At 62.6% G+C, this 17,439-nt stretch carries 20 protein-coding genes; 15 read left to right on the top strand and 5 right to left on the bottom strand.

The genetic code is table 11. From position 1 onward, the window contains the following. Positions 1-3 precede the first annotated feature (3 nt). The 15 genes from FHS89_RS00390 (at position 4) to FHS89_RS00320 (ending at position 12,392) form a co-directional block, all read left to right on the top strand. Complete coding sequence (locus FHS89_RS00390) at positions 4-879, top strand: polyprenyl synthetase family protein (RefSeq protein WP_184007337.1); 876 nt, start codon at positions 4-6, stop codon at positions 877-879. Then, positions 879-2,018 carry a methyltransferase gene (locus tag FHS89_RS00385; protein WP_184007335.1) on the top strand — a complete coding sequence of 380 codons (1,140 nt, stop codon included), beginning with the start codon at positions 879-881 and terminating at the stop codon, positions 2,016-2,018. The genes FHS89_RS00390 and FHS89_RS00385 overlap by 1 nt, the downstream gene beginning before the upstream one ends. Before the next feature lie 135 nt (positions 2,019-2,153). Continuing rightward, positions 2,154-3,095, top strand: a complete 942-nt coding sequence (gene bchC, locus FHS89_RS00380; protein ID WP_184007333.1) for a chlorophyll synthesis pathway protein BchC — start codon at positions 2,154-2,156, stop codon at positions 3,093-3,095. Continuing rightward, the gene (locus FHS89_RS00375; RefSeq protein WP_184007331.1) at positions 3,092-4,099 is read left to right on the top strand and encodes a chlorophyllide a reductase iron protein subunit X; all 1,008 of its coding nucleotides are present in this window, start codon (positions 3,092-3,094) and stop codon (positions 4,097-4,099) included. The genes bchC and FHS89_RS00375 overlap by 4 nt, the downstream gene beginning before the upstream one ends. Then, on the top strand, positions 4,086-4,262 hold the full coding sequence (locus tag FHS89_RS00370) for a hypothetical protein (RefSeq protein ID WP_184007329.1): 177 nt from the start codon (positions 4,086-4,088) through the stop codon (positions 4,260-4,262). The genes FHS89_RS00375 and FHS89_RS00370 overlap by 14 nt, the downstream gene beginning before the upstream one ends. Next, positions 4,259-5,824 (top strand): chlorophyllide a reductase subunit Y, encoded by a 1,566-nt coding sequence (bchY, locus tag FHS89_RS00365; protein ID WP_343051296.1) that lies wholly within the window; start codon positions 4,259-4,261, stop codon positions 5,822-5,824. The genes FHS89_RS00370 and bchY overlap by 4 nt, the downstream gene beginning before the upstream one ends. A gap of 136 nt (positions 5,825-5,960) precedes the next feature. Further along, positions 5,961-7,424, top strand: a complete 1,464-nt coding sequence (gene bchZ / locus FHS89_RS00360; protein WP_184007324.1) for a chlorophyllide a reductase subunit Z — start codon at positions 5,961-5,963, stop codon at positions 7,422-7,424. Between the two features lies 1 nt (position 7,425). Next, positions 7,426-7,680, top strand: a complete 255-nt coding sequence (gene pufQ / locus FHS89_RS00355; protein ID WP_184007322.1) for a cytochrome PufQ — start codon at positions 7,426-7,428, stop codon at positions 7,678-7,680. Between the two features lie 121 nt (positions 7,681-7,801). Beyond that, positions 7,802-7,951 carry a light-harvesting antenna LH1, beta subunit gene (gene pufB / locus FHS89_RS00350; RefSeq protein WP_184007320.1) on the top strand — a complete coding sequence of 50 codons (150 nt, stop codon included), beginning with the start codon at positions 7,802-7,804 and terminating at the stop codon, positions 7,949-7,951. A gap of 13 nt (positions 7,952-7,964) precedes the next feature. After that, entirely contained in the window at positions 7,965-8,117 is a 153-nt protein-coding gene (pufA, locus tag FHS89_RS00345) for a light-harvesting antenna LH1, alpha subunit (protein ID WP_184007318.1), read from the top strand. A 133-nt stretch (positions 8,118-8,250) separates the two neighbouring features. Then, positions 8,251-9,084, top strand: coding sequence for a photosynthetic reaction center subunit L (pufL, locus tag FHS89_RS00340; protein ID WP_184007316.1), 834 nt, complete (start codon positions 8,251-8,253; stop codon positions 9,082-9,084). Between the two features lie 12 nt (positions 9,085-9,096). Continuing rightward, positions 9,097-10,065, top strand: a complete 969-nt coding sequence (gene pufM, locus FHS89_RS00335) for a photosynthetic reaction center subunit M (protein ID WP_184007314.1) — start codon at positions 9,097-9,099, stop codon at positions 10,063-10,065. A 4-nt stretch (positions 10,066-10,069) separates the two neighbouring features. Then, positions 10,070-11,194, top strand: coding sequence for a photosynthetic reaction center cytochrome PufC (gene pufC, locus FHS89_RS00330; RefSeq protein WP_184007312.1), 1,125 nt, complete (start codon positions 10,070-10,072; stop codon positions 11,192-11,194). A 254-nt stretch (positions 11,195-11,448) separates the two neighbouring features. Next, positions 11,449-11,772 (top strand): chorismate mutase, encoded by a 324-nt coding sequence (locus tag FHS89_RS00325; RefSeq protein WP_184007310.1) that lies wholly within the window; start codon positions 11,449-11,451, stop codon positions 11,770-11,772. After that, positions 11,769-12,392, top strand: coding sequence for a LysE family translocator (locus tag FHS89_RS00320; RefSeq protein WP_184007308.1), 624 nt, complete (start codon positions 11,769-11,771; stop codon positions 12,390-12,392). The genes FHS89_RS00325 and FHS89_RS00320 overlap by 4 nt, the downstream gene beginning before the upstream one ends. A gap of 3 nt (positions 12,393-12,395) precedes the next feature. Here FHS89_RS00320 and hemE read toward each other — a convergent pair whose 3' ends face one another. From hemE to chlG, 5 genes are read right to left on the bottom strand one after another with little or no spacing between them, the layout of a single operon-like run. Next, positions 12,396-13,427 carry a uroporphyrinogen decarboxylase gene (gene hemE / locus FHS89_RS00315; RefSeq protein WP_184007306.1) on the bottom strand — a complete coding sequence of 344 codons (1,032 nt, stop codon included), beginning with the start codon at positions 13,425-13,427 and terminating at the stop codon, positions 12,396-12,398. A 29-nt stretch (positions 13,428-13,456) separates the two neighbouring features. Then, positions 13,457-13,993 (bottom strand): isopentenyl-diphosphate Delta-isomerase, encoded by a 537-nt coding sequence (gene idi, locus FHS89_RS00310; RefSeq protein ID WP_184007304.1) that lies wholly within the window; start codon positions 13,991-13,993, stop codon positions 13,457-13,459. Next, positions 13,990-15,177, bottom strand: coding sequence for a geranylgeranyl diphosphate reductase (locus tag FHS89_RS00305; RefSeq protein ID WP_184007302.1), 1,188 nt, complete (start codon positions 15,175-15,177; stop codon positions 13,990-13,992). Before FHS89_RS00305 ends, idi begins: the two co-directional genes overlap by 4 nt. Positions 15,178-15,179: 2 nt before the next feature. Further along, positions 15,180-16,481 (bottom strand): BCD family MFS transporter, encoded by a 1,302-nt coding sequence (locus FHS89_RS00300; protein WP_184007300.1) that lies wholly within the window; start codon positions 16,479-16,481, stop codon positions 15,180-15,182. Next, positions 16,478-17,389 carry a chlorophyll synthase ChlG gene (gene chlG / locus FHS89_RS00295; RefSeq protein ID WP_184007298.1) on the bottom strand — a complete coding sequence of 304 codons (912 nt, stop codon included), beginning with the start codon at positions 17,387-17,389 and terminating at the stop codon, positions 16,478-16,480. Before chlG ends, FHS89_RS00300 begins: the two co-directional genes overlap by 4 nt. Between the last annotated feature and the right edge of the window lie 50 nt (positions 17,390-17,439).

Genomic DNA, 17,439 nt, shown 5'->3' with positions numbered 1-17,439 from the left:
GCTATGCCAGCGCAATTTGCTGCACGGATCGAACGCACGTTGGAGGCAGCGGCTGCGCGGGCGGAAACCCCGGATGCCCCGCCCAAGCTGGCTGCCGCGATGCGGCACGCGCTGTTTCCCGGCGGCGCACGGGTGCGGCCGCAACTGGCGCTCGCTGTTGCGATGGCGTGCGGCGATGATTGCCCGGAATTGTCGGATGCGGCGGCGGCCTCCATTGAACTGATCCACTGCGCCTCGCTCGTTCATGATGATTTGCCAATGTTCGATGACGCCGATATCCGGCGCGGCAAACCGTCGGTGCATAAGGCGTTTTCGCAGCCGATTGCGCTGTTGGCCGGGGACGCGATGATCGTCGCGGCCTTTGATGTGCTGGCGCGGGAGGGGCATTTTCAGCCCGGACGGCTGGCCGCACTTGTGGGCACGCTGGCGCGCGCAACAGGGGTGCCAAACGGGATTTGCGCGGGGCAGGGCTGGGAGAGCGAAGAGCATATCGAGCTATCCGCCTATCACCGGGCCAAAACCGGCGCATTGTTCCGCGCCGCGACCACGATGGGCGCGCTTGCCGCCGGGGCCGAGCCTGCGCCGTGGCGCGAATTGGGCGACCGGATCGGAGAGGCGTTTCAGGTCGCCGATGACCTGCGCGATGCGCTGATGACATCAGAGGAACTGGGCAAACCCGTTGGTCAGGATGAAGTGCACCAGCGGCCCAATGCCGTGGCGCTTTTGGGTGTCGATGGCGCGGTGGGCAAGCTGAAGGACATTCTGGGCGGGGCCGTTGCCTCCATCCCCGATTGTCCGGGCAAGCTCGTGCTGACGAAGATCGTCGAGGCGCAGGCGGCGCGGCTGGTTCCGGCACCCTTTGCCACCTCCGCCGCCTAGTGGTTGCCCTTCCGCAAGATCGCGGCACGCCGCCCCGGCAGGGCGGATGGTTCTACCGCTGGCGCACCGCAAAGATCGCGGACCCCGCGTTTCAGGAGTGGGCGGCGCGGTTTCCGCTGACCCGTCCTTTCGTGCGCAAACAGGCCGAGGCGCTTTACGATCTGGTTGCCGGTTTTGTGTATAGCCAAGTGCTGCATGCCTTCGTGGAATTGGACATTCCGCGCCGTCTGATGACCCGCCCCCGCAGCGCCGATGCGCTCGCGCCGGAAATCGGGCTGACGCCGGAGGCCACGCGTCGCTTGCTTCAGGCGGCTGTCGCGATCGGTTTGTGCCGCGTCCGGCATGGAAAATATCGGCTGAGCCAAATGGGTGCGGCCCTGATCGGCGCGCCCGGCGTGATTGAGATGATCCGCCACCATCCGCAATTCTATCAGGATGTGGCCGACCCGGTCGCCCTGTTGCGGGGGGAAGTGGACACCAATCTGAGCAAATATTGGGGCTATGTTGGCGGGGCGCAGACCCATGACATGCAAGAGGACATCGCCGCGCCCTATTCGGCGCTGATGGCGGTGTCTCAGGCCATGGTCGCGGCGGAAACGCGGGCGGCCTATCCGATGGATCGGCATAAGGTGCTGCTTGATATCGGCGGCGGGGAGGGGGCGTTTGTCTCTGCCATGCTGGCCTATGCGCCGGACCTGCGCGGGATCGTGTTTGACCTGCCTGCCGTGGCGGAGCGGGCGACGGCGCGGCTGGAGCGTGAGGGCCTCTCCCGGCGGGCAGAGGCCACGGGCGGCAGCTTTCTGACCGATCCGATCCCTCAAGGCGCCGATCTGATTTCCCTCATCCGGGTTTGTTATGACCATCAGGACGACGTGGTGCGTGCGCTGTTGCGCAAAATCCGCAAGGCGCTGCCACCGGGCGGGCGATTGCTGATTTCTGAGCCGATGTCCGGCGGGGATCGGCCGACGCGACCGGGCGACGCCTATTTCGGCTTTTATACCGCTGCGATGAGCACCGGGCGGCCCCGGTCGCTCGCTGAACATGCGGCCAATCTCGAAGAGGCCGGGTTTTCCGATGTGAAGGCCCATCCGACGGCGCAGCCCTTCATCACGCAGGTGATTTCTGCCCGGGCCGACTAACCCGTTGGTCTCTTTTAAAAATGAAAACCGTAATTGACAGTTTGCAGTGTCAGTTTAAAGTTACACATAGCGAAAACCCGCCTGACACATGGCGGAAAGAAGAACACAGGGAGAACGAGGAGGATGGGAATTCACATGCAAACGACAGCCGTTCTCCTTGAGGGTGCCGAGCGTTTGAGCCTCGATGCGATCCCCCTCAATGACCCGCAAGATGGCGATATCGTTGTAGAAATCGCACATTCCGGCATTTCCACAGGAACCGAAAAACTGCTCTGGACGGGCAAGATGCCGGCCTTTCCCGGCCTGTCTTACCCGCTGGTGCCGGGCTACGAATCTGTGGGTGAAGTGATCGAGTCGACACCGGGCGCGGGCCTGCGAGTCGGCGATCATGTGTTTGTGCCGGGCGCAAATTGCTATGGCGAGGTGCGCGGCCTGTTTGGTGGCGCAGCGCGCCGCTTGGTGACGCAAGCGAACCGGGTGCAGAAAATCGACGCCGGTTTCGGGGCGGAAGGTGCCCTGCTGGCGCTTGCCGCGACGGCCCGTCACGCGATTGCCGGGCTGCGCAACGATCTGCCCGACCTCATTATCGGCCATGGTGTGCTGGGCCGGATGCTCGCGCGTCTTGTCGTCACTGCAGGTGGCCCCGCCCCGACCGTATGGGACATCAACCCGGACCGCATGTCCGGCGCGCAGGGTTACCGGGTCATTCACCCCGATGACGACCCGCGCCGCGATTACAACACGATCTGCGATGTGTCGGGCGCGCCTGACATCCTCAATCAACTGATGGGCCGGATCACCAAGGGCGGGGAGATTATCCTCGCAGGCTTCTATCAGGAGCCACTGAATTTCGCCTTTCCCCCCGCGTTCATGAAAGAGGCGCGCATCCGCGTGGCCGCTGAATGGACGCCGGAGGATCTGGCCGTGACGCGGATGCTGGTCGAGCAGGGCGATCTGTCGCTCTCTGGCCTCATCACCCACACCGCCGACGCGCGGGATGCGGACACGGCCTATGCCACCGCGTTCAACGACGCGAATTGTCTGAAAATGATACTGGACTGGAGCACCGTAGCATGAGCCTTGATGAGAAGATCCCCGATCTGAAATCCCGGGACGCAGCGCTGCGGGCCGAAGCCCATGAGCCAACGCTCGAAGTGCCGACGGCAGAACCAACGAGCAAGACCCAGATCATCGCGATCTATGGCAAAGGCGGAATCGGCAAATCCTTCACGCTCGCGAACCTCTCATGCATGATGGCCGAGCAGGGCAAGCGTGTTCTGCTGATTGGCTGCGATCCGAAATCCGATACCACCAGCCTTTTGTTTGGCGGCAAGGCCTGCCCGACGATCATCGAGACCTCCACCGAAAAATCCCTTGCGGGGGAAGAGGTGAAGGTCGGTGATGTCTGCTTCAAGAAAAACGGCGTGTTCGCCATGGAACTTGGCGGGCCGGAAGTGGGCCGGGGCTGTGGCGGTCGCGGGATCATTCATGGGTTCGAGCTCCTGGAAAAGCTGGGCTTCCATGACTGGGACTTCGACTATGTCCTCTTGGATTTTCTGGGCGACGTGGTGTGCGGCGGCTTTGGCCTGCCCATCGCGCGGGACATGGCGCAAAAGGTGATCGTGGTCGGCTCGAACGATCTGCAATCCCTCTATGTGGCGAATAACGTCTGCTCGGCGGTGGATTACTTCCGCAAGATGGGCGGGAATGTCGGCGTTGCAGGCATGGTCATCAACAAGGATGACCATTCCGGTGAGGCGCAGAAATTTGCGGCCTCCGTCGGTATTCCGGTGCTCGCCGCGATCCCGGCCAATGACGATCTGCGCAAGAAATCCGCGAATTACGAGATTGTCGGCACCGCCGCCTCCCAGTGGGGGGAGTTGTTTGCCGGGTTGGCCGAACAGGTCGCCGGTGCCCCGCCCGTGCGCCCGACGCCGCTGTCTCAGGATGGGCTGATTGCGCTGTTTGACGGGAAAGACACTGGCGAAGGTGTCGTTCTGGTCCCCGCCACGGATGAGGATATGCGTGGCAAGGCGTCCACGCCCAAGCAATCGCTTGAAGTGGTGTATGACGATGTTTGACCTTGCCTCCCTCGACCGCGCCGAAGCCGCCCTTTGCGCCTGCACCGGCAAAGCCGCCGACGCGATGCCAAGCCGTCAGGGTGAGGCAAAAGCCGAAGCCAAATGCCCCGTATCCCATGAGACCGCGCAGAAATGCCCGGTCGCCCATGGTGCGCACTCGTGAGCGGTGAAACCAAATATGACGCCGCAGGCGAGGCAGAGGTGCTGACTGGCACCGCCGTCCCGGCGGAGCCATCGGGGGCCATGCCCACCGATGGACTTGGCTGTCATTCCGGGTCGGAGATGAAAAAGGCGGCGGAGATGTCGGGCCAGTCCGAACTCCTTGCCAAATATGCCGAAGACTACCCACAAGGCCCCCATGACAAACCACAAAGCATGTGCCCGGCCTTCGGCTCCTTGCGCGTTGGATTGCGGATGCGGCGGGTGGCAACGGTGCTGTCAGGCTCGGCCTGCTGTGTCTATGGCCTGACTTTCGTGAGCCATTTCTACGGCGCGCGCCGGTCTGTCGGCTATGTGCCGTTCAACTCGGAATCGCTCGTGACCGGAAAGCTGTTCGAGGACATCCGCGAAAGCGTGTTCAAAATGGCCGATCCTGAGAAATACGATGCGATTGTCGTGACGAACCTCTGTGTTCCCACCGCGTCCGGCGTGCCATTGCGGCTGCTGCCCGATGAGATCGACGGCGTGCGCATCATCGGGATCGACGTGCCGGGCTTTGGCGTGCCGACCCATGCGGAGGCGAAGGATATCCTTGCCGGTGCGATGCTCGAATACGCCCGCAAGGAAGTGGAGGCTGGTCCCGTCCCCGCCCCCGTCGGTGGCCGCGAAGATCGCCCGACCGTGACCCTGCTCGGCGAGATGTTCCCGGCTGATCCGATGATGATCGGCGCGATGCTGGAGCCTATGGGCCTTGCTGCTGGACCGACCGTCCCGTGCCGCGAATGGCGTGAGATGTATGCAGCCCTTGATTGCGGCGCGGTGGCCGCGATCCATCCGTTCTATACTGCGGCTGTGCGCGAATTTCAGCGCGCGGGCCGCCCGATTATCGGGTCTGCACCTGTGGGGGCGGATGGGACTGCCGCGTGGCTTGATAAGATCGGGGATGCGTTTGGCATTGCCGCTGACAAGGTCGCGATGTCCAAGAATGCGATGGTGGGTGCTGTGCGCGGTGCCCTTCAAGGGGCGAAGATTGACGGCACGATTACCTTGTCGGGCTATGAAGGCTCCGAACTGCTGGTTGCCCGCCTGCTGATCGAAAGCGGCGCGCATGTGCCCTATGTCGGCACCGCTTGCGCCAAATCGCCATGGTCCGCTGAGGATTGCGCCTGGCTTGAGGATAAGGGCGTCACGGTGAAATTCCGCGCGTCGTTGGAAGATGACTGCGCCGCGATGGAAGCGATCAAGCCTGACCTCGCCATCGGCACCACGCCGGTCGTGCAAAAGGCGAAAGAGCTGACCATTCCGGGGCTTTACTTCACCAACCTCATCTCCGCGCGCCCGCTGATGGGGCCAGCGGGGGCAGGCAGCCTTGCGCAGGTGGTGAACGCAGCGATTGCGAACAAAGATCGCTTTGACACGATGAAGGACTTTTTCGAGGGCGTCGGCACGGGGGACACCGCTGGCGTTTGGGAGGGCACACCGAACGTGCAGCCCGATTTCCGCGAAAAGAACCTCAAGAAGATCGAGAAACGCGCCCGTGCGGCCAAAGCGGCGGAGATGATATGAATTCGTCATTCGCATCCCGCTTGACCCTTTCGCCCGGCGGCACCGCCGGGCAGCGCCCGACCGCCCCCTCGGGCGGGCGCTTCGCGCGACGCCCGCGGACGGTCGCTGCCCTCTCCTCCTATCAGGGGGGCGCGACATGCTAGTCCAAGATCACGACCGCGCTGGCGGATATTGGGGCGCTGTTTACGCATTCTGCGCGATGAAGGGCCTGCAAGTGGTTATCGACGGCCCGGTGGGCTGTGAAAACCTGCCCGTGACCTCCGTCCTGCACTACACCGACGGTCTGCCGCCCCATGAATTGCCTATCGTGACGACGGGTCTGGGCGAAGAGGAGCTTGGCCGTGCCGGGACCGAGGGCGCGATGAAGCGTGCTTGGGGTACGCTTGATCCCGCGCTTCCGGCGGTGGTTGTGACCGGCTCCATCGCGGAGATGATCGGCGGTGGGGTGACACCGCAAGGCACCAATATCCAACGCTTCCTGCCGCGCACCATCGACGAGGACCAATGGGAATGCGCGGATCGCGCGATGACCTGGGGCTTTACCGAATTTGGTATGACCAAGGGCCGGATGCCCAAGGAAAAGAAGCGCGACGAAGGTGCAAAGCCGCGCGTCAACCTGCTTGGCCCGATGTACGGCACGTTCAACATGCCCTCCGATCTGGCCGAAATTCGGCGTCTGGTTGAAGGGATCGGCGCTGAGGTCAACATGACATGGCCGCTGGGATCGCATATCGCGGATGCCGCACGGCTGGTCGATGCGGACGTGAATGTCGTGATGTACCGCGAATTTGGCCGTGGCCTCGCGGAAGTGTTGGACAAGCCGTATCTGCAAGCACCCATCGGCATCGACAGCACCACGAAATTCCTGCGCAAGCTCGGTGAGCTTCTGGGCCTTGATCCCGAGCCGTTCATCGAGCGGGAAAAGCATTCCACGATCAAACCCGTTTGGGATCTGTGGCGGTCGGTCACGCAGGATTTCTTTGCCACTGCGGAATTCGCGATTGTCGCGAACGAGACCTACGCGCGCGGCATCCGCAATTACCTTGAGAATGATCTGGGCCTGCCTTGCGCCTTTGCCGTGGCCCGTGTGCGCGGCAAAAAGACGGATAATGACGAAGTGCGCGCGATGATGCATCAAAAGCGCCCGCTGATCGTCATGGGCTCGATCAACGAGAAAATGTATTTGGCGGAGATGAAGGCCGGTTTCGGCCCGGCCCCTGCCTTTATCCCCGCGAGTTTCCCCGGTGCCGCGATCCGGCGGCACACTGGCACGCCCTTTATGGGCTATGCCGGGGCGACCTATCTGCTTCAGGAAGTGTGCAACGGTCTGTTTGACGCCCTGTTCCACATCCTGCCCTTGGGCAGTGACATGGACAGTGCCGAGGCCACGCCGACGACCCTGCGCCAAGAATTGCCATGGGATACGGAGGCTCAGGCCGAGCTTGACCGCATCGTCGCCACCCATCCGATCCTTACCCGCATTTCCGCCGCCAAATCCCTGCGCGACGCTGCCGAGAAAGCAGCACTCGATGCCGGGGCGGAGCGTGTGGACATAACGACGGTCGCGAAACTGCGCCCGCAAACCCCGACAGGAGACTGACATGGCTTCGCTTGACCACAAGCAGTTTGAAGACGCGACCCCGGTGGCCCATGCCCGCCATCGCCGTGGAGAGGGCCTCGAATACCGTGTGTATTTCACACTGATTTTCGCAGCGTCCCTGCCCATCGCGGCAGTGCGTGTCCTGATCCCGTCCGCCCGCCGCCGCGCCTTTGGCGTCAGCCGTGAGCGCCGGACGATCTGGGGCGAAGCAAAGGTGATGGCGAATATCGTCACGCCACTGATTTTCTCGGTCTGACGATGCGTCGGACCGAACATGAATTTTCTTTGGGGCAACCCAGGGAGAACGGTGGGGCGCTTCCCACCATCCTGGCCGCGAGGACACCAGCGGCGCCGGCTCAAATCCGGAGGACAGCATAATGGCTGACAACACGACACTGTCGTTTACCGGGCTCACCGACGAGCAGGCACAGGAGCTTCACAGCGTTTACATGAGCGGACTTCAATTGTTCTCCGCAGTAGCGATCGTGGCGCACCTGGCCGTGTTCATCTGGCGTCCCTGGTTCTGAGGAAGGATAGAAAATGAACAAGTTCTACAAGATCTGGCTCGTCTTCGATCCGCGTCGCGTGTTCGTGGCACAGGGTATCTTCCTGTTCCTGCTCGCAGCGATGATCCACCTCGTGCTCTTGAGCACCGAGCATTACAACTGGTTCGAACTCGCAGCCATGGGCTGATCCACGGTTTCGAACCCGTTGTGACAGTCGCGGGCGGAGGATGCTCCCCCATCGCCCGCGACAACCCAAAGTTCAACTACGGCGCCTGACTGCCAAGTGTGGCCGACGCCCCCGTCTAGCGGAGAGTACGCTCATGGCTATGCTCAGTTTCGAGAAAAAATATCGCGTCCGCGGTGGCACGTTGATCGGCGGAGACCTATTCGATTTCTGGGTCGGGCCGTTCTATGTTGGCTTCTTCGGCGTCACGACAATCTTCTTTGCGGCCCTGGGCACGCTTATGATCCTGTGGGGCGCGGCCCTGCAAGGTGAGTGGAACCCGTGGCTCATCAACATCGCCCCACCGGACCTGTCCTATGGTCTGGGAATGGCTCCGCTGGAATATGGCGGCCTGTGGCAGATCATCACGATCTGTGCCCATGGCGCGTTCATCAGCTGGGCCCTGCGGGAAGTTGAAATCTCCAAAAAGCTGGGCATCGGCTATCATGTGCCGATTGCATTCGGTGTGGCGATCTTTGCCTATACCACGCTCGTGGTGTTCCGGCCCATGCTGATGGGTGCTTGGGGGCATGGCTTCCCATACGGGATTTGGAGCCACCTCGATTGGGTGTCCAACACCGGCTATCAATACCTGCACTTCCACTACAACCCGGCGCATATGTTGGCGGTGACGTTCTTCTTCACCACGACGCTGGCGCTCGCGCTGCATGGCGCACTGGTCCTGTCCGCAGCGAACCCAGGTGGGGATCGTGAAGCCAAGACACCCGATCACGAGGACACGTTCTTCCGCGATTTCATCGGGTATTCCGTCGGCACGCTGGGCATTCACCGTGTGGGCCTGTTGCTCGCTCTAAACGCAGGCTTCTGGTCCGCTGTCTGCATCGTCATTTCCGGCCCGTTCTGGACCAAAGGCTGGCCCGAATGGTGGAACTGGTGGCTTGAGCTGCCAATCTGGGGCCATGTGGGCTGAACCTGAGAGAGGATGAAAACAATGGAATATCAAAACATCTTCACGCAGGTGCAGGTCGAGGGGCCGCCCGAAATGGGCACCAAGACCCTCGATGGAGCGGAGAATTTCCGCTACGGCACCCCGTGGTTCAGCCGGCTCGCCGGCGCCATCGGAAACGCGCAGATCGGGCCGATCTATATCGGCTGGTTCGGGGTCGTTTCCATCATCACGGGCACGCTCTGGGCGAATATCATCGGGTTCAACATGCTGGCGCAGGTCGGCTGGTCGATCCCTGAGTTCATCCGGCAGCTGTTCTGGCTGGCACTTGAGCCGCCATCGGCCGAATATGGCCTGTCGATGCCGCCCCTGAATGATGGAGGCTGGTATATCATCGCGAGCTTCTTTCTGCTCATTTCGGTGATCTCATGGTGGATCCGCTCCTACCTTCGGGCGGTCAGCCACGGGATGGGATACCATGTCTGCTGGGCCTTTGGTGCGGCGATCTGGTTGTTCCTCGTGCTGGGCCTGTTCCGGCCGATCCTGATGGGAAGCTGGGCCGAGGCTGTGCCCTATGGCATCTTCCCGCATCTGGATTGGACCACCGCGTTCAGCCTTCGTTATGGCAACCTGTTCTATAACCCGTTCCACGCGCTCTCCATCGTGTTCCTCTATGGCTCCACGCTGCTGTTCGCGATGCACGGGGCGACCATTCTGGCCGTCACCCGGCTGGGCGGGGACCGCGAATTGGAGCAGATCTATGATCGCGGCACGGCGTCCGAGCGGGCAGCCCTTTTCTGGCGCTGGACCATGGGCTTTAACGCCACGATGGAAGGCATTCACCGCTGGGCGTGGTGGTTTGCGGTACTGACCCCGATCACGGGTGGTATCGGCATCCTGCTCACCGGAACGGTGGTCGATAACTGGTATCTCTGGGCGGTCGAGCACCATTATGCCCCGGAATATCCGTTCGCCTTCTTTGCACCCACACCGAACGGAGGCTGATCTGATGGACTTCAACGATAAATCTAGCCTCTGGGCAGCGATTGGTGGACAGTTCGCCGTTGGTGCCATCGTCGCGGGCGTCGTCTTCTTTGGCTCTATTGCCTATGTCGGCGTTCCCTACTGGTTCGGCAAAACCGTGGTCCCGACTGAATCCGAGCAAATCGGGTTCCGTGGGGTCGCCATGGGGGTGACGAAATTCGAGAGCGAAATCGAACAGCAGGTGGCGGACAATGAGTACGTCCCCTATTTCGAGGAGCCCTATCCCCCGGCGGACGGCGAAGAGCTGATGCGCGATATCGACTTCTATGAGAACGTGCAGGTTCTGGGCGGTCTGACGGAGGCGAATTTCAACCGTCTGATGGGGGCGATCACCGAATGGGTCAGCCCCGAGCAGGGGTGCACCTATTGCCACGCCGACGATGGCAACATGGCCTCGGATGAGAAATATACCAAGGTCGTGGCCCGGCGGATGATCCAGATGAACTGGACCATCAATGACGGCTGGGGCGCGCATGTGAACGCATCCGGTGAGGGCGTGGGCGTGACCTGCTATACCTGTCACCGGGGGCAGAACGTGCCGGAATACATCTGGTTCTCCTCCGTCCCGCATGAGAATGTCGGCCCGTCGGCGGCCTATCAGAACCGGGGTGTGGAACAGGTGGCCTATAGCTCCCTGCCCACGGATGCGATCGAGCGGTATCTGGTGAACTATGAGCCGATCTCCGTCTCCTCCTATGTGCCGCGGGAGCCAAGCGAAGGCACGGCCAGCATCCAGCATACCGAGCGGACCTATGCGCTCATGATGCACTTCTCTGAAAGCCTTGGTGTGAATTGTACCTATTGTCACAACAGCCGCGCGTTCTATGACGCAGAGCAGGTGACGCCGTACCATTCCACAGCACTTCTGGGGATCGCGATGGTTCAGGAACTCAACAATGAGTATCTGATCCCGCTTCAGGGCGAATACCCGGACAACCGGCTTGGGCCGCTTGGCGATGCGCCCAAAGCGTATTGCGCGACCTGCCACCAGGGGGCGAACCAGCCTCTCTTGGGTGCAAATATGCTCGATCAGTGGCCAGAGCTTGTGTCGCCCGAACCGGTCTATGAGGAGGCCGCTGCAACGCAGTGACTTCTGGACCAACGGAAATGAGACAGGGCGTGGCGCAAGCTGCGCCCTTTTTCATTGGGAGCGCTCCCGCACGTCGCTGACGCTCCCTTTGGGCCGGGCCGCCGCATGTGCCATGCGGCGGGTGCCTCCGGCGGGAGGTATTTAAGGAAAAAAGAAACCGCAAGGGCGCGCTGAGAGAAGGGTGGTATTGCGTTGTAATCACGCCATTATCGGGTGAAACAGATGGCAGGATGAAGAAGGAAGGGAGCCCAGATATGGCCCGCACCCCCGCGCAAGACTGCGCCAGCATGGCCGAGTTGCGGCTTGGTATTGATGAGATTGACCGCGCCCTGATCGCGCTGTTGACCGAGCGGAGCGGCTATATCGACCGGGCCGTGGACCTCAAGAAAATCGAAAGGCTCCCAGCCCGCACCGTGGATCGTGTGCAGCAGGTGATCGACAATGTGCGCGGGCTCGCCGAGGCACAAGGGCTTGACCCGCAACTGGCCGAGGACATGTGGCGCGTGATGATCGAATGGGCCATCGCGCGCGAGGAGGTGCATCTGGGGAGCGGTATTCCGGGCGGTGACGCGTCATGAGTATCGAGACATGGATCGCATTCGTGCTGGCCAGCGCCATGGTTGTGGTCATCCCCGGACCGAATGTGGTGCTGACGGTTACCCATGCCCTGCGTGACGGGCGCAGGTCGGGCTGGGCGACCGTGCCGGGCGTGGCGCTTGGCGCGCTGGTGGGGATGTCCGTCTCCCTTGCCGGAGCCGGGGCGGTCTTGGCCGCGTCCGCGACGGCCTTCACAGTGATGAAGCTGCTGGGGGGCTGCTATCTGATCTGGATGGCGATCCAGCTGTGGCGTGCGCCTGCAACGGATATCACGGCGGGTGAAGCACCAGAGCTACCGTTTGGGCGGCTGTTCGTGCGCTCCTTTCTGATCAGCGTTCTAAATCCGAAAGGGCCGATCTTCTACATCGCGTTCGTGCCGCAATTCGTGGATACGAGCGCGCCGGTGGCGCTGCAATTCGGGGTGCTTGTGTTGAGTTTTGTCGGTGTGGCGCTGATCAACAGCCTGTGCTGGCTTTACGGTGCATCCGCGCTGCGCGCACTGTTTGCAGCGCCCCGGCGGATGCGGATCGTGCAGCGGGTGAGCGCGTCGGTTCTGGGGCTCGCGGGGGCGGCGACGCTGCGCGTCTCCCGCCCCGTCTGAGGGTCAGTTGCGGATCGCGTCGAGCATCCGCTGGACGTTATCGGGATCCGCGTCGGGCGTGATGCCGTGGCCAAGGTTGAAGATATGCGGGCCACCGGAGAACGCCTTGCACGTCGCCTTGACCGCATCAACCAGCGCATCGCCGCCCTGCACCATAAAGAGCGGGTCCATGTTGCCCTGCGTGCATGTCTTGGTCTGCACATTGGCGGCCGCCCATGCCGGATCGACGGAGGTGTCCAGGGCCACGGCCTGCACATCCACCGCATCGGCATAGGTCGCGTAATTGCCGCCCGCGCCACGGGGGAAGCCGATGATCGGCACATCGGGGTGCTTTTCGCGGATCGCGGCCACGATCTTTTGCGCGGGGCGGACCGCGTAGCGCTCAAATTCGAGGCCGGGCAGTGCACCGGCCCAGCTGTCGAACATCTTGACCACCTCGGCCCCGGCGTCGATCTGGGCGATCAGGTACTGGGCGGTCGCGTCGGTGATAAGGTCCATCAGCGCGTCGAATGTCGCCCTGTCCCCATACATCAGCCGCCGGGCGGGGGCCTGATCGGGCGTGCCGCGCCCGGCGATCATATAGGTCGCCACGGTCCATGGCGCACCGGCAAATCCAATGAGGGTGGTCTCTTCGGGCAATTCGCGGCGCAGCATCTTCACCGTTTCATAGATCGGGTGCACGACGTCATGCACATCCCCAGCGGCGCGCAGTTTCGCGAAATCCTCAGCATTTTGGACGGTCGAGAGGCGCGGTCCCTCGCCCTGCACGAATGTCAGATCAGCGCCAAGCCCCTGTGGGACCAACAGGATATCGGCAAACAGGATCGCCGCGTCAAAACCATAGCGCCGGATCGGCTGGAGCGTCACTTCGGTGGCAAGCTCCGGGTTATAGCACAGATCGAGGAAGCTGCCGGCCTGCGCCCGGGTCGCGCGGTATTCCGGCAGATAGCGCCCGGCCTGTCGCATCATCCACACGGGCGGCACGGCTTGGGTTTCGCCCGCGAGCGCTTTCAGGATCGTCTTAGTGGGAGCCATTGGGATACCTTGGTCTTGGAACGCGCGGATCAGGCCGCGCTTTGATTGAAAATCTGGTCGGCGTGCTGCGCGAGGTAGATCGCGAGCCACGGGGTATAGGATTTCGGATCCGTCTCGATCCGGGTGCGCAATTCATCAAGCGTCACCCATTCGGTCGCGTGCACCTCATCCGGGTTCGGCGCAATGGAAAGCGACCCTTCGGACGCATCGCCGACAAAGACGGAAACGACCTCATGCTCTGTCAGACCGCCGCCAACCTCGGCGCGGTATTCAAGCTGCCCGCGCGGGCGCAGGGGGAGGCCGGAAATGCCAAGCTCTTCGTTCAGGCGGCGCGCGGCACACCGCGCCATCGACTCGCCCCAATGGGGATGGGTGCAGCAGGCATTCGCCCAAAGGCCCGGCGTGTGATATTTCGTCAACGCGCGTTGCTGGATCAGCGTCTTGTCCCCGTCCATCACGAACACCGAAATCGCCGGGTGGCGCAGCGCGCGGGCATGGACGGCGAGCTTTTCGACGGGGCGCAGCACGCCCTCCTCCCAGGCGGGTATGAGGATATCGCTACTCATGACGCGGGGATCAATCGGGCAAGGTGCAGGCAATTCTTGGCAAAGATGCGCAGATGCGCGATCGGTTTGGCGAAAACGAGTTGTTTGTGCATATAGGCCTCGAATGTCAGGCGCTGCACGTCGATATCGTTGCACAGGGTCACGAAACGCTCACGCCGGTCATCGGAGCGATACCACGTGTCCTGCATCCGGCCAAGCACGCGAAACACCATGCCGTGCTCCCGCATGAAACGGCGACGGGCAAGGCGCAGGTAGCGGCCATTGTTCTTGGCCAGCGCCATGTGGCCCGCTTCCGCCGCGCGGCGGCCACAGCACATGGCGTAATAGATCCCCTCACCCGACGACGGGGCCACGACGCCCGCCGCGTCGCCCGCGACCAGCACATCCTTGCCATTGTCCCAGCGTTTCATCGGCTTCAAGGGAATTGGCGCGCCTTCGGTGCGGATGGTTTCGCAATGCGTCAGGCCACTATCGGCGCGCAGTTGCGCGGTGGCGACCTTCAGATCGAAGCCCTTGATCCCCGTGCCCATCCCGACGGAGGCATTCTCCCCATGCGGAAACACCCAGCCGTAGAAATCGGGGGAGATCGCGCCGTTATAGACCACATCGCAGCGGCCCGCGTTGTATTTAGGGGCCTCGTCATGGTTGGCCGGGGCCTTGATGATTTCGTGATAGGCGATGACATAGGTGATGTCGCCGCCATCTGGGATTTCCTGTTTCGCCACGTTGGAGCGCGCGCCATCCGCGCCGATCACCAAGCGGGTCTTGAGCCGAACAGGCTCCGCGCCCGCCTCTTTCGGGCGGTAGGAGACAAAGGTATCGCCGCCCTCCCGCTCCACTTTCAGGTAAGTTCCGGTGAGGCGCGTGGCCCCGGCCTCTGCCGCGCGGACGCGGAGGAATTCGTCGAAATGCTCCCGGTCCACCATGCCGACATAGCCGTTCTCGATGGGGATATCGACATGCGCGCCTTTGGGGGAGATCATGCGCGCGGTGTCAATCTTGGCAACCAGTTGCGCGTCGGGGATGTCGAAATCACGCACGCAGCGGGGCGGGATCGCGCCGCCGCAGGGCTTGATCCGGCCTGCCTTATCAAGGAGCGCCACGGTCCAGCCATTGCGCGCCAGATCCATTGCCGTCGTCGCCCCGCATGGGCCACCACCGATCACAACTGCGTCGAATTCCATGCTCATTCTCCCGGAACCATCTGTGCTGTGCCGCGCTCCGGCACCGAGAAACCAATTTTTGCCGCCAAGAGGGCAGAGATCAGGAACAATCCGCCTTCGGCGATGAACACCGTGCCGTAAGCCAGCGGCAGGTCGGGCGTGAGGCTGCGCATCACATCGACGGCCACCGTACCCAAGAAAGAGCCAAGCCCGAACGCCACCGCCTGCGCCGCGCCAAACACTCCCATCCGTGTGCCTTCGCGCGCGCGATCCCCGCCCGTGGCCAGCATCATCATCGCGCCAATGGCCGCCACCGCGAATGCGCCATTCGTCAGCCCAAGGAGGAACACATTGGCCGTCACGGGCCAGTCCGCGCCGCTTTGCCCGCCAAGCCCAAGCGCGATCAACGCCACGCCTGACCCCATGCAGCCGCCCACGACCCACGCGCGCACCGGGATGGTCACGAAGCGGCGCAACAGCGTGCCCGATATCAGCACCAGCAGCATCCCCGTCAGCGCGCCCGCGTGCTGCATCCCGCCAAGTTTCGTGCTGTCCCCCGGTGTCATGCCGAACACATGCCCGCCATAAGGCTCAAGGATCAGGTCTTGCGTGTTATAGGCCAGCATCGCGGCGAACACGAAGATGGAGAAAGAGCGCGCGACCGGGTCATTCCAGACCTCTGCAATCGCTGCGCGAAAGTCGCCCTTGCCCTCTTGCGCGGTGGCCACCGCGCCACGCTCCTGCCCCCAAACGCCAACGAGGCACAGGGTCATCGCAATTGCGCCAACAATCGCGGTGACAGCGATCAGGCGGGTGTGGGAATAGGGATCAAGGTTGATGCCCGCGACGATGCCCGTCACGGCAAGCCCGGCAATCATCATGATCCACACGGCGGAGCCTGCCGCCGCCTTTCGCTCATCCGCGACGCGCATCGCCAGAAGTGCCAAAAGGTTCGTGGCCGACGAGCCGAGGCCAAAGCCGATGAGGACAAACGCCCCCACCGCAATCAGAACGCCAAGTGCGGTGTTTCCGTCCATCACCGCGATGGACATCGACGCCAGCACCGCGCCCGCGACCAGCACGGCCATGCCGCCAATGATCCAGCGGGTGCGCGCAGCGCTCACATCGGCAGAATGCCCGAATTTCGGGCGCATCATCTGGGTGCCCTGGTATAAGGCGACCAGCAGCCCCGGCAGGATCGCGGGCAAAGCCAGCTCCACCACCATCACCCGGTTCATCGTCGCCGTGGTCAGTACGATGATGGAGCCAAGCGCCATCTGCACCAGCCCCAGCCGCATGATCCCGAGCCATCCGAGCGGTTTCATACCATCCCCCCGAGTGCAAAGGCCGTGGCCATCATGCCAGTGACATAAAGGGCGACGCCGGTTGCGTTATACCATGGCGCGTTGGCCTTCGGGTCGCGCAGCAGCTTGCGCATGGCCATGAATTGCAGTGCGAGCACGGCGATGATCCAAGCCGCGCCGATGGGCTGACCCCACAGGATCAGCAGGCCCAGCACGACAACCTGCGGCACGGCCATGACCCAGCAGGCCAACCGCGCGGCACGCTCGGGGCCAAGGGTGACGGGCAAGGAATTCACGCCCTGTTGGGTGTCCCCCTCTATCGCCTTGAAATCATTGAGGGTCATGATGCCATGCGCACCAATCGCATAGAGTGCCGCGACGATAACCACTTCCCAGCGGACCCATCCCGCGCCACTCGCCGCCGCCATGACAGCCGCGCCGGTGAACCACGGAAGCCCCTCATAGCAGAGGCCAACCACCCCCGGTCCAACCCAGCCGGAGCGTTTCAGGCGCACCGGTTCCGCCGAATAGGCCCAGGCGCAGATCACGCCAAAAACGGTCGCGGCAAACCCCAACGGGCCAAGCAAAGCGCCGACGGCGAGCGAGATTCCGGTCCAGATCCACGCGATGTAGAGCCCCCAGCGCCCCGGCATCCGGCCCGATGGGATCGGGCGCTCAGGCTCGTTGATCGCGTCCACATGACGGTCACACCAGTCATTCGCGGCTTGGCTCATCGCGCAAACGATCGGCCCGGCCAGCACCACGCCCAGCAGCGCAAGCCCCCAATGATCGCGGATCGGCACGCCAGACGACACGACCCCGCACATATAGGCCCACATCGGTGGGAACCATGTCACGGGTTTCAGGAGTTCAAGCACCGTTGCCGGGGCTGGGTATCTCCGTGGGTGTATGTTCGTCGTTACGCTCATAGTGTCAACTAAAGCTAACACTTGAGTTTTGAAACGCAAGGATTCTGTGA

This window comes from Rubricella aquisinus, assembly GCF_014199445.1.
In the GTDB taxonomy this organism is placed as follows: domain Bacteria; phylum Pseudomonadota; class Alphaproteobacteria; order Rhodobacterales; family Rhodobacteraceae; genus Rubricella; species Rubricella aquisinus.
Note: the sequence above shows the minus strand (reverse complement) of the source record. Positions and strands in the feature narration are given on the sequence as shown.

Bases quoted from the DNA above. Each gene is read 5' to 3' on its own strand.
- FHS89_RS00390 (WP_184007337.1), top strand. From the start codon at position 4: ATGCCAGCGCAATTTGCTGCACGGATCGAACGCACGTTGGAGGCAGCG.
- bchC (WP_184007333.1), top strand. From the start codon at position 2,154: ATGCAAACGACAGCCGTTCTCCTTGAGGGTGCCGAGCGTTTGAGCCTC.
- FHS89_RS00375 (WP_184007331.1), top strand. From the start codon at position 3,092: ATGAGCCTTGATGAGAAGATCCCCGATCTGAAATCCCGGGACGCAGCG.
- FHS89_RS00370 (WP_184007329.1), top strand. From the start codon at position 4,086: ATGACGATGTTTGACCTTGCCTCCCTCGACCGCGCCGAAGCCGCCCTT.
- bchZ (WP_184007324.1), top strand. From the start codon at position 5,961: ATGCTAGTCCAAGATCACGACCGCGCTGGCGGATATTGGGGCGCTGTT.
- pufQ (WP_184007322.1), top strand. From the start codon at position 7,426: ATGGCTTCGCTTGACCACAAGCAGTTTGAAGACGCGACCCCGGTGGCC.
- pufB (WP_184007320.1), top strand. From the start codon at position 7,802: ATGGCTGACAACACGACACTGTCGTTTACCGGGCTCACCGACGAGCAG.
- pufA (WP_184007318.1), top strand. From the start codon at position 7,965: ATGAACAAGTTCTACAAGATCTGGCTCGTCTTCGATCCGCGTCGCGTG.
- pufL (WP_184007316.1), top strand. From the start codon at position 8,251: ATGGCTATGCTCAGTTTCGAGAAAAAATATCGCGTCCGCGGTGGCACG.
- pufM (WP_184007314.1), top strand. From the start codon at position 9,097: ATGAAAACAATGGAATATCAAAACATCTTCACGCAGGTGCAGGTCGAG.
- pufC (WP_184007312.1), top strand. From the start codon at position 10,070: ATGGACTTCAACGATAAATCTAGCCTCTGGGCAGCGATTGGTGGACAG.
- FHS89_RS00325 (WP_184007310.1), top strand. From the start codon at position 11,449: ATGGCCCGCACCCCCGCGCAAGACTGCGCCAGCATGGCCGAGTTGCGG.
- FHS89_RS00320 (WP_184007308.1), top strand. From the start codon at position 11,769: ATGAGTATCGAGACATGGATCGCATTCGTGCTGGCCAGCGCCATGGTT.
- hemE (WP_184007306.1), bottom strand. From the start codon at position 13,427: ATGGCTCCCACTAAGACGATCCTGAAAGCGCTCGCGGGCGAAACCCAA.
- idi (WP_184007304.1), bottom strand. From the start codon at position 13,993: ATGAGTAGCGATATCCTCATACCCGCCTGGGAGGAGGGCGTGCTGCGC.
- FHS89_RS00305 (WP_184007302.1), bottom strand. From the start codon at position 15,177: ATGGAATTCGACGCAGTTGTGATCGGTGGTGGCCCATGCGGGGCGACG.
- FHS89_RS00300 (WP_184007300.1), bottom strand. From the start codon at position 16,481: ATGAAACCGCTCGGATGGCTCGGGATCATGCGGCTGGGGCTGGTGCAG.
- chlG (WP_184007298.1), bottom strand. From the start codon at position 17,389: ATGAGCGTAACGACGAACATACACCCACGGAGATACCCAGCCCCGGCA.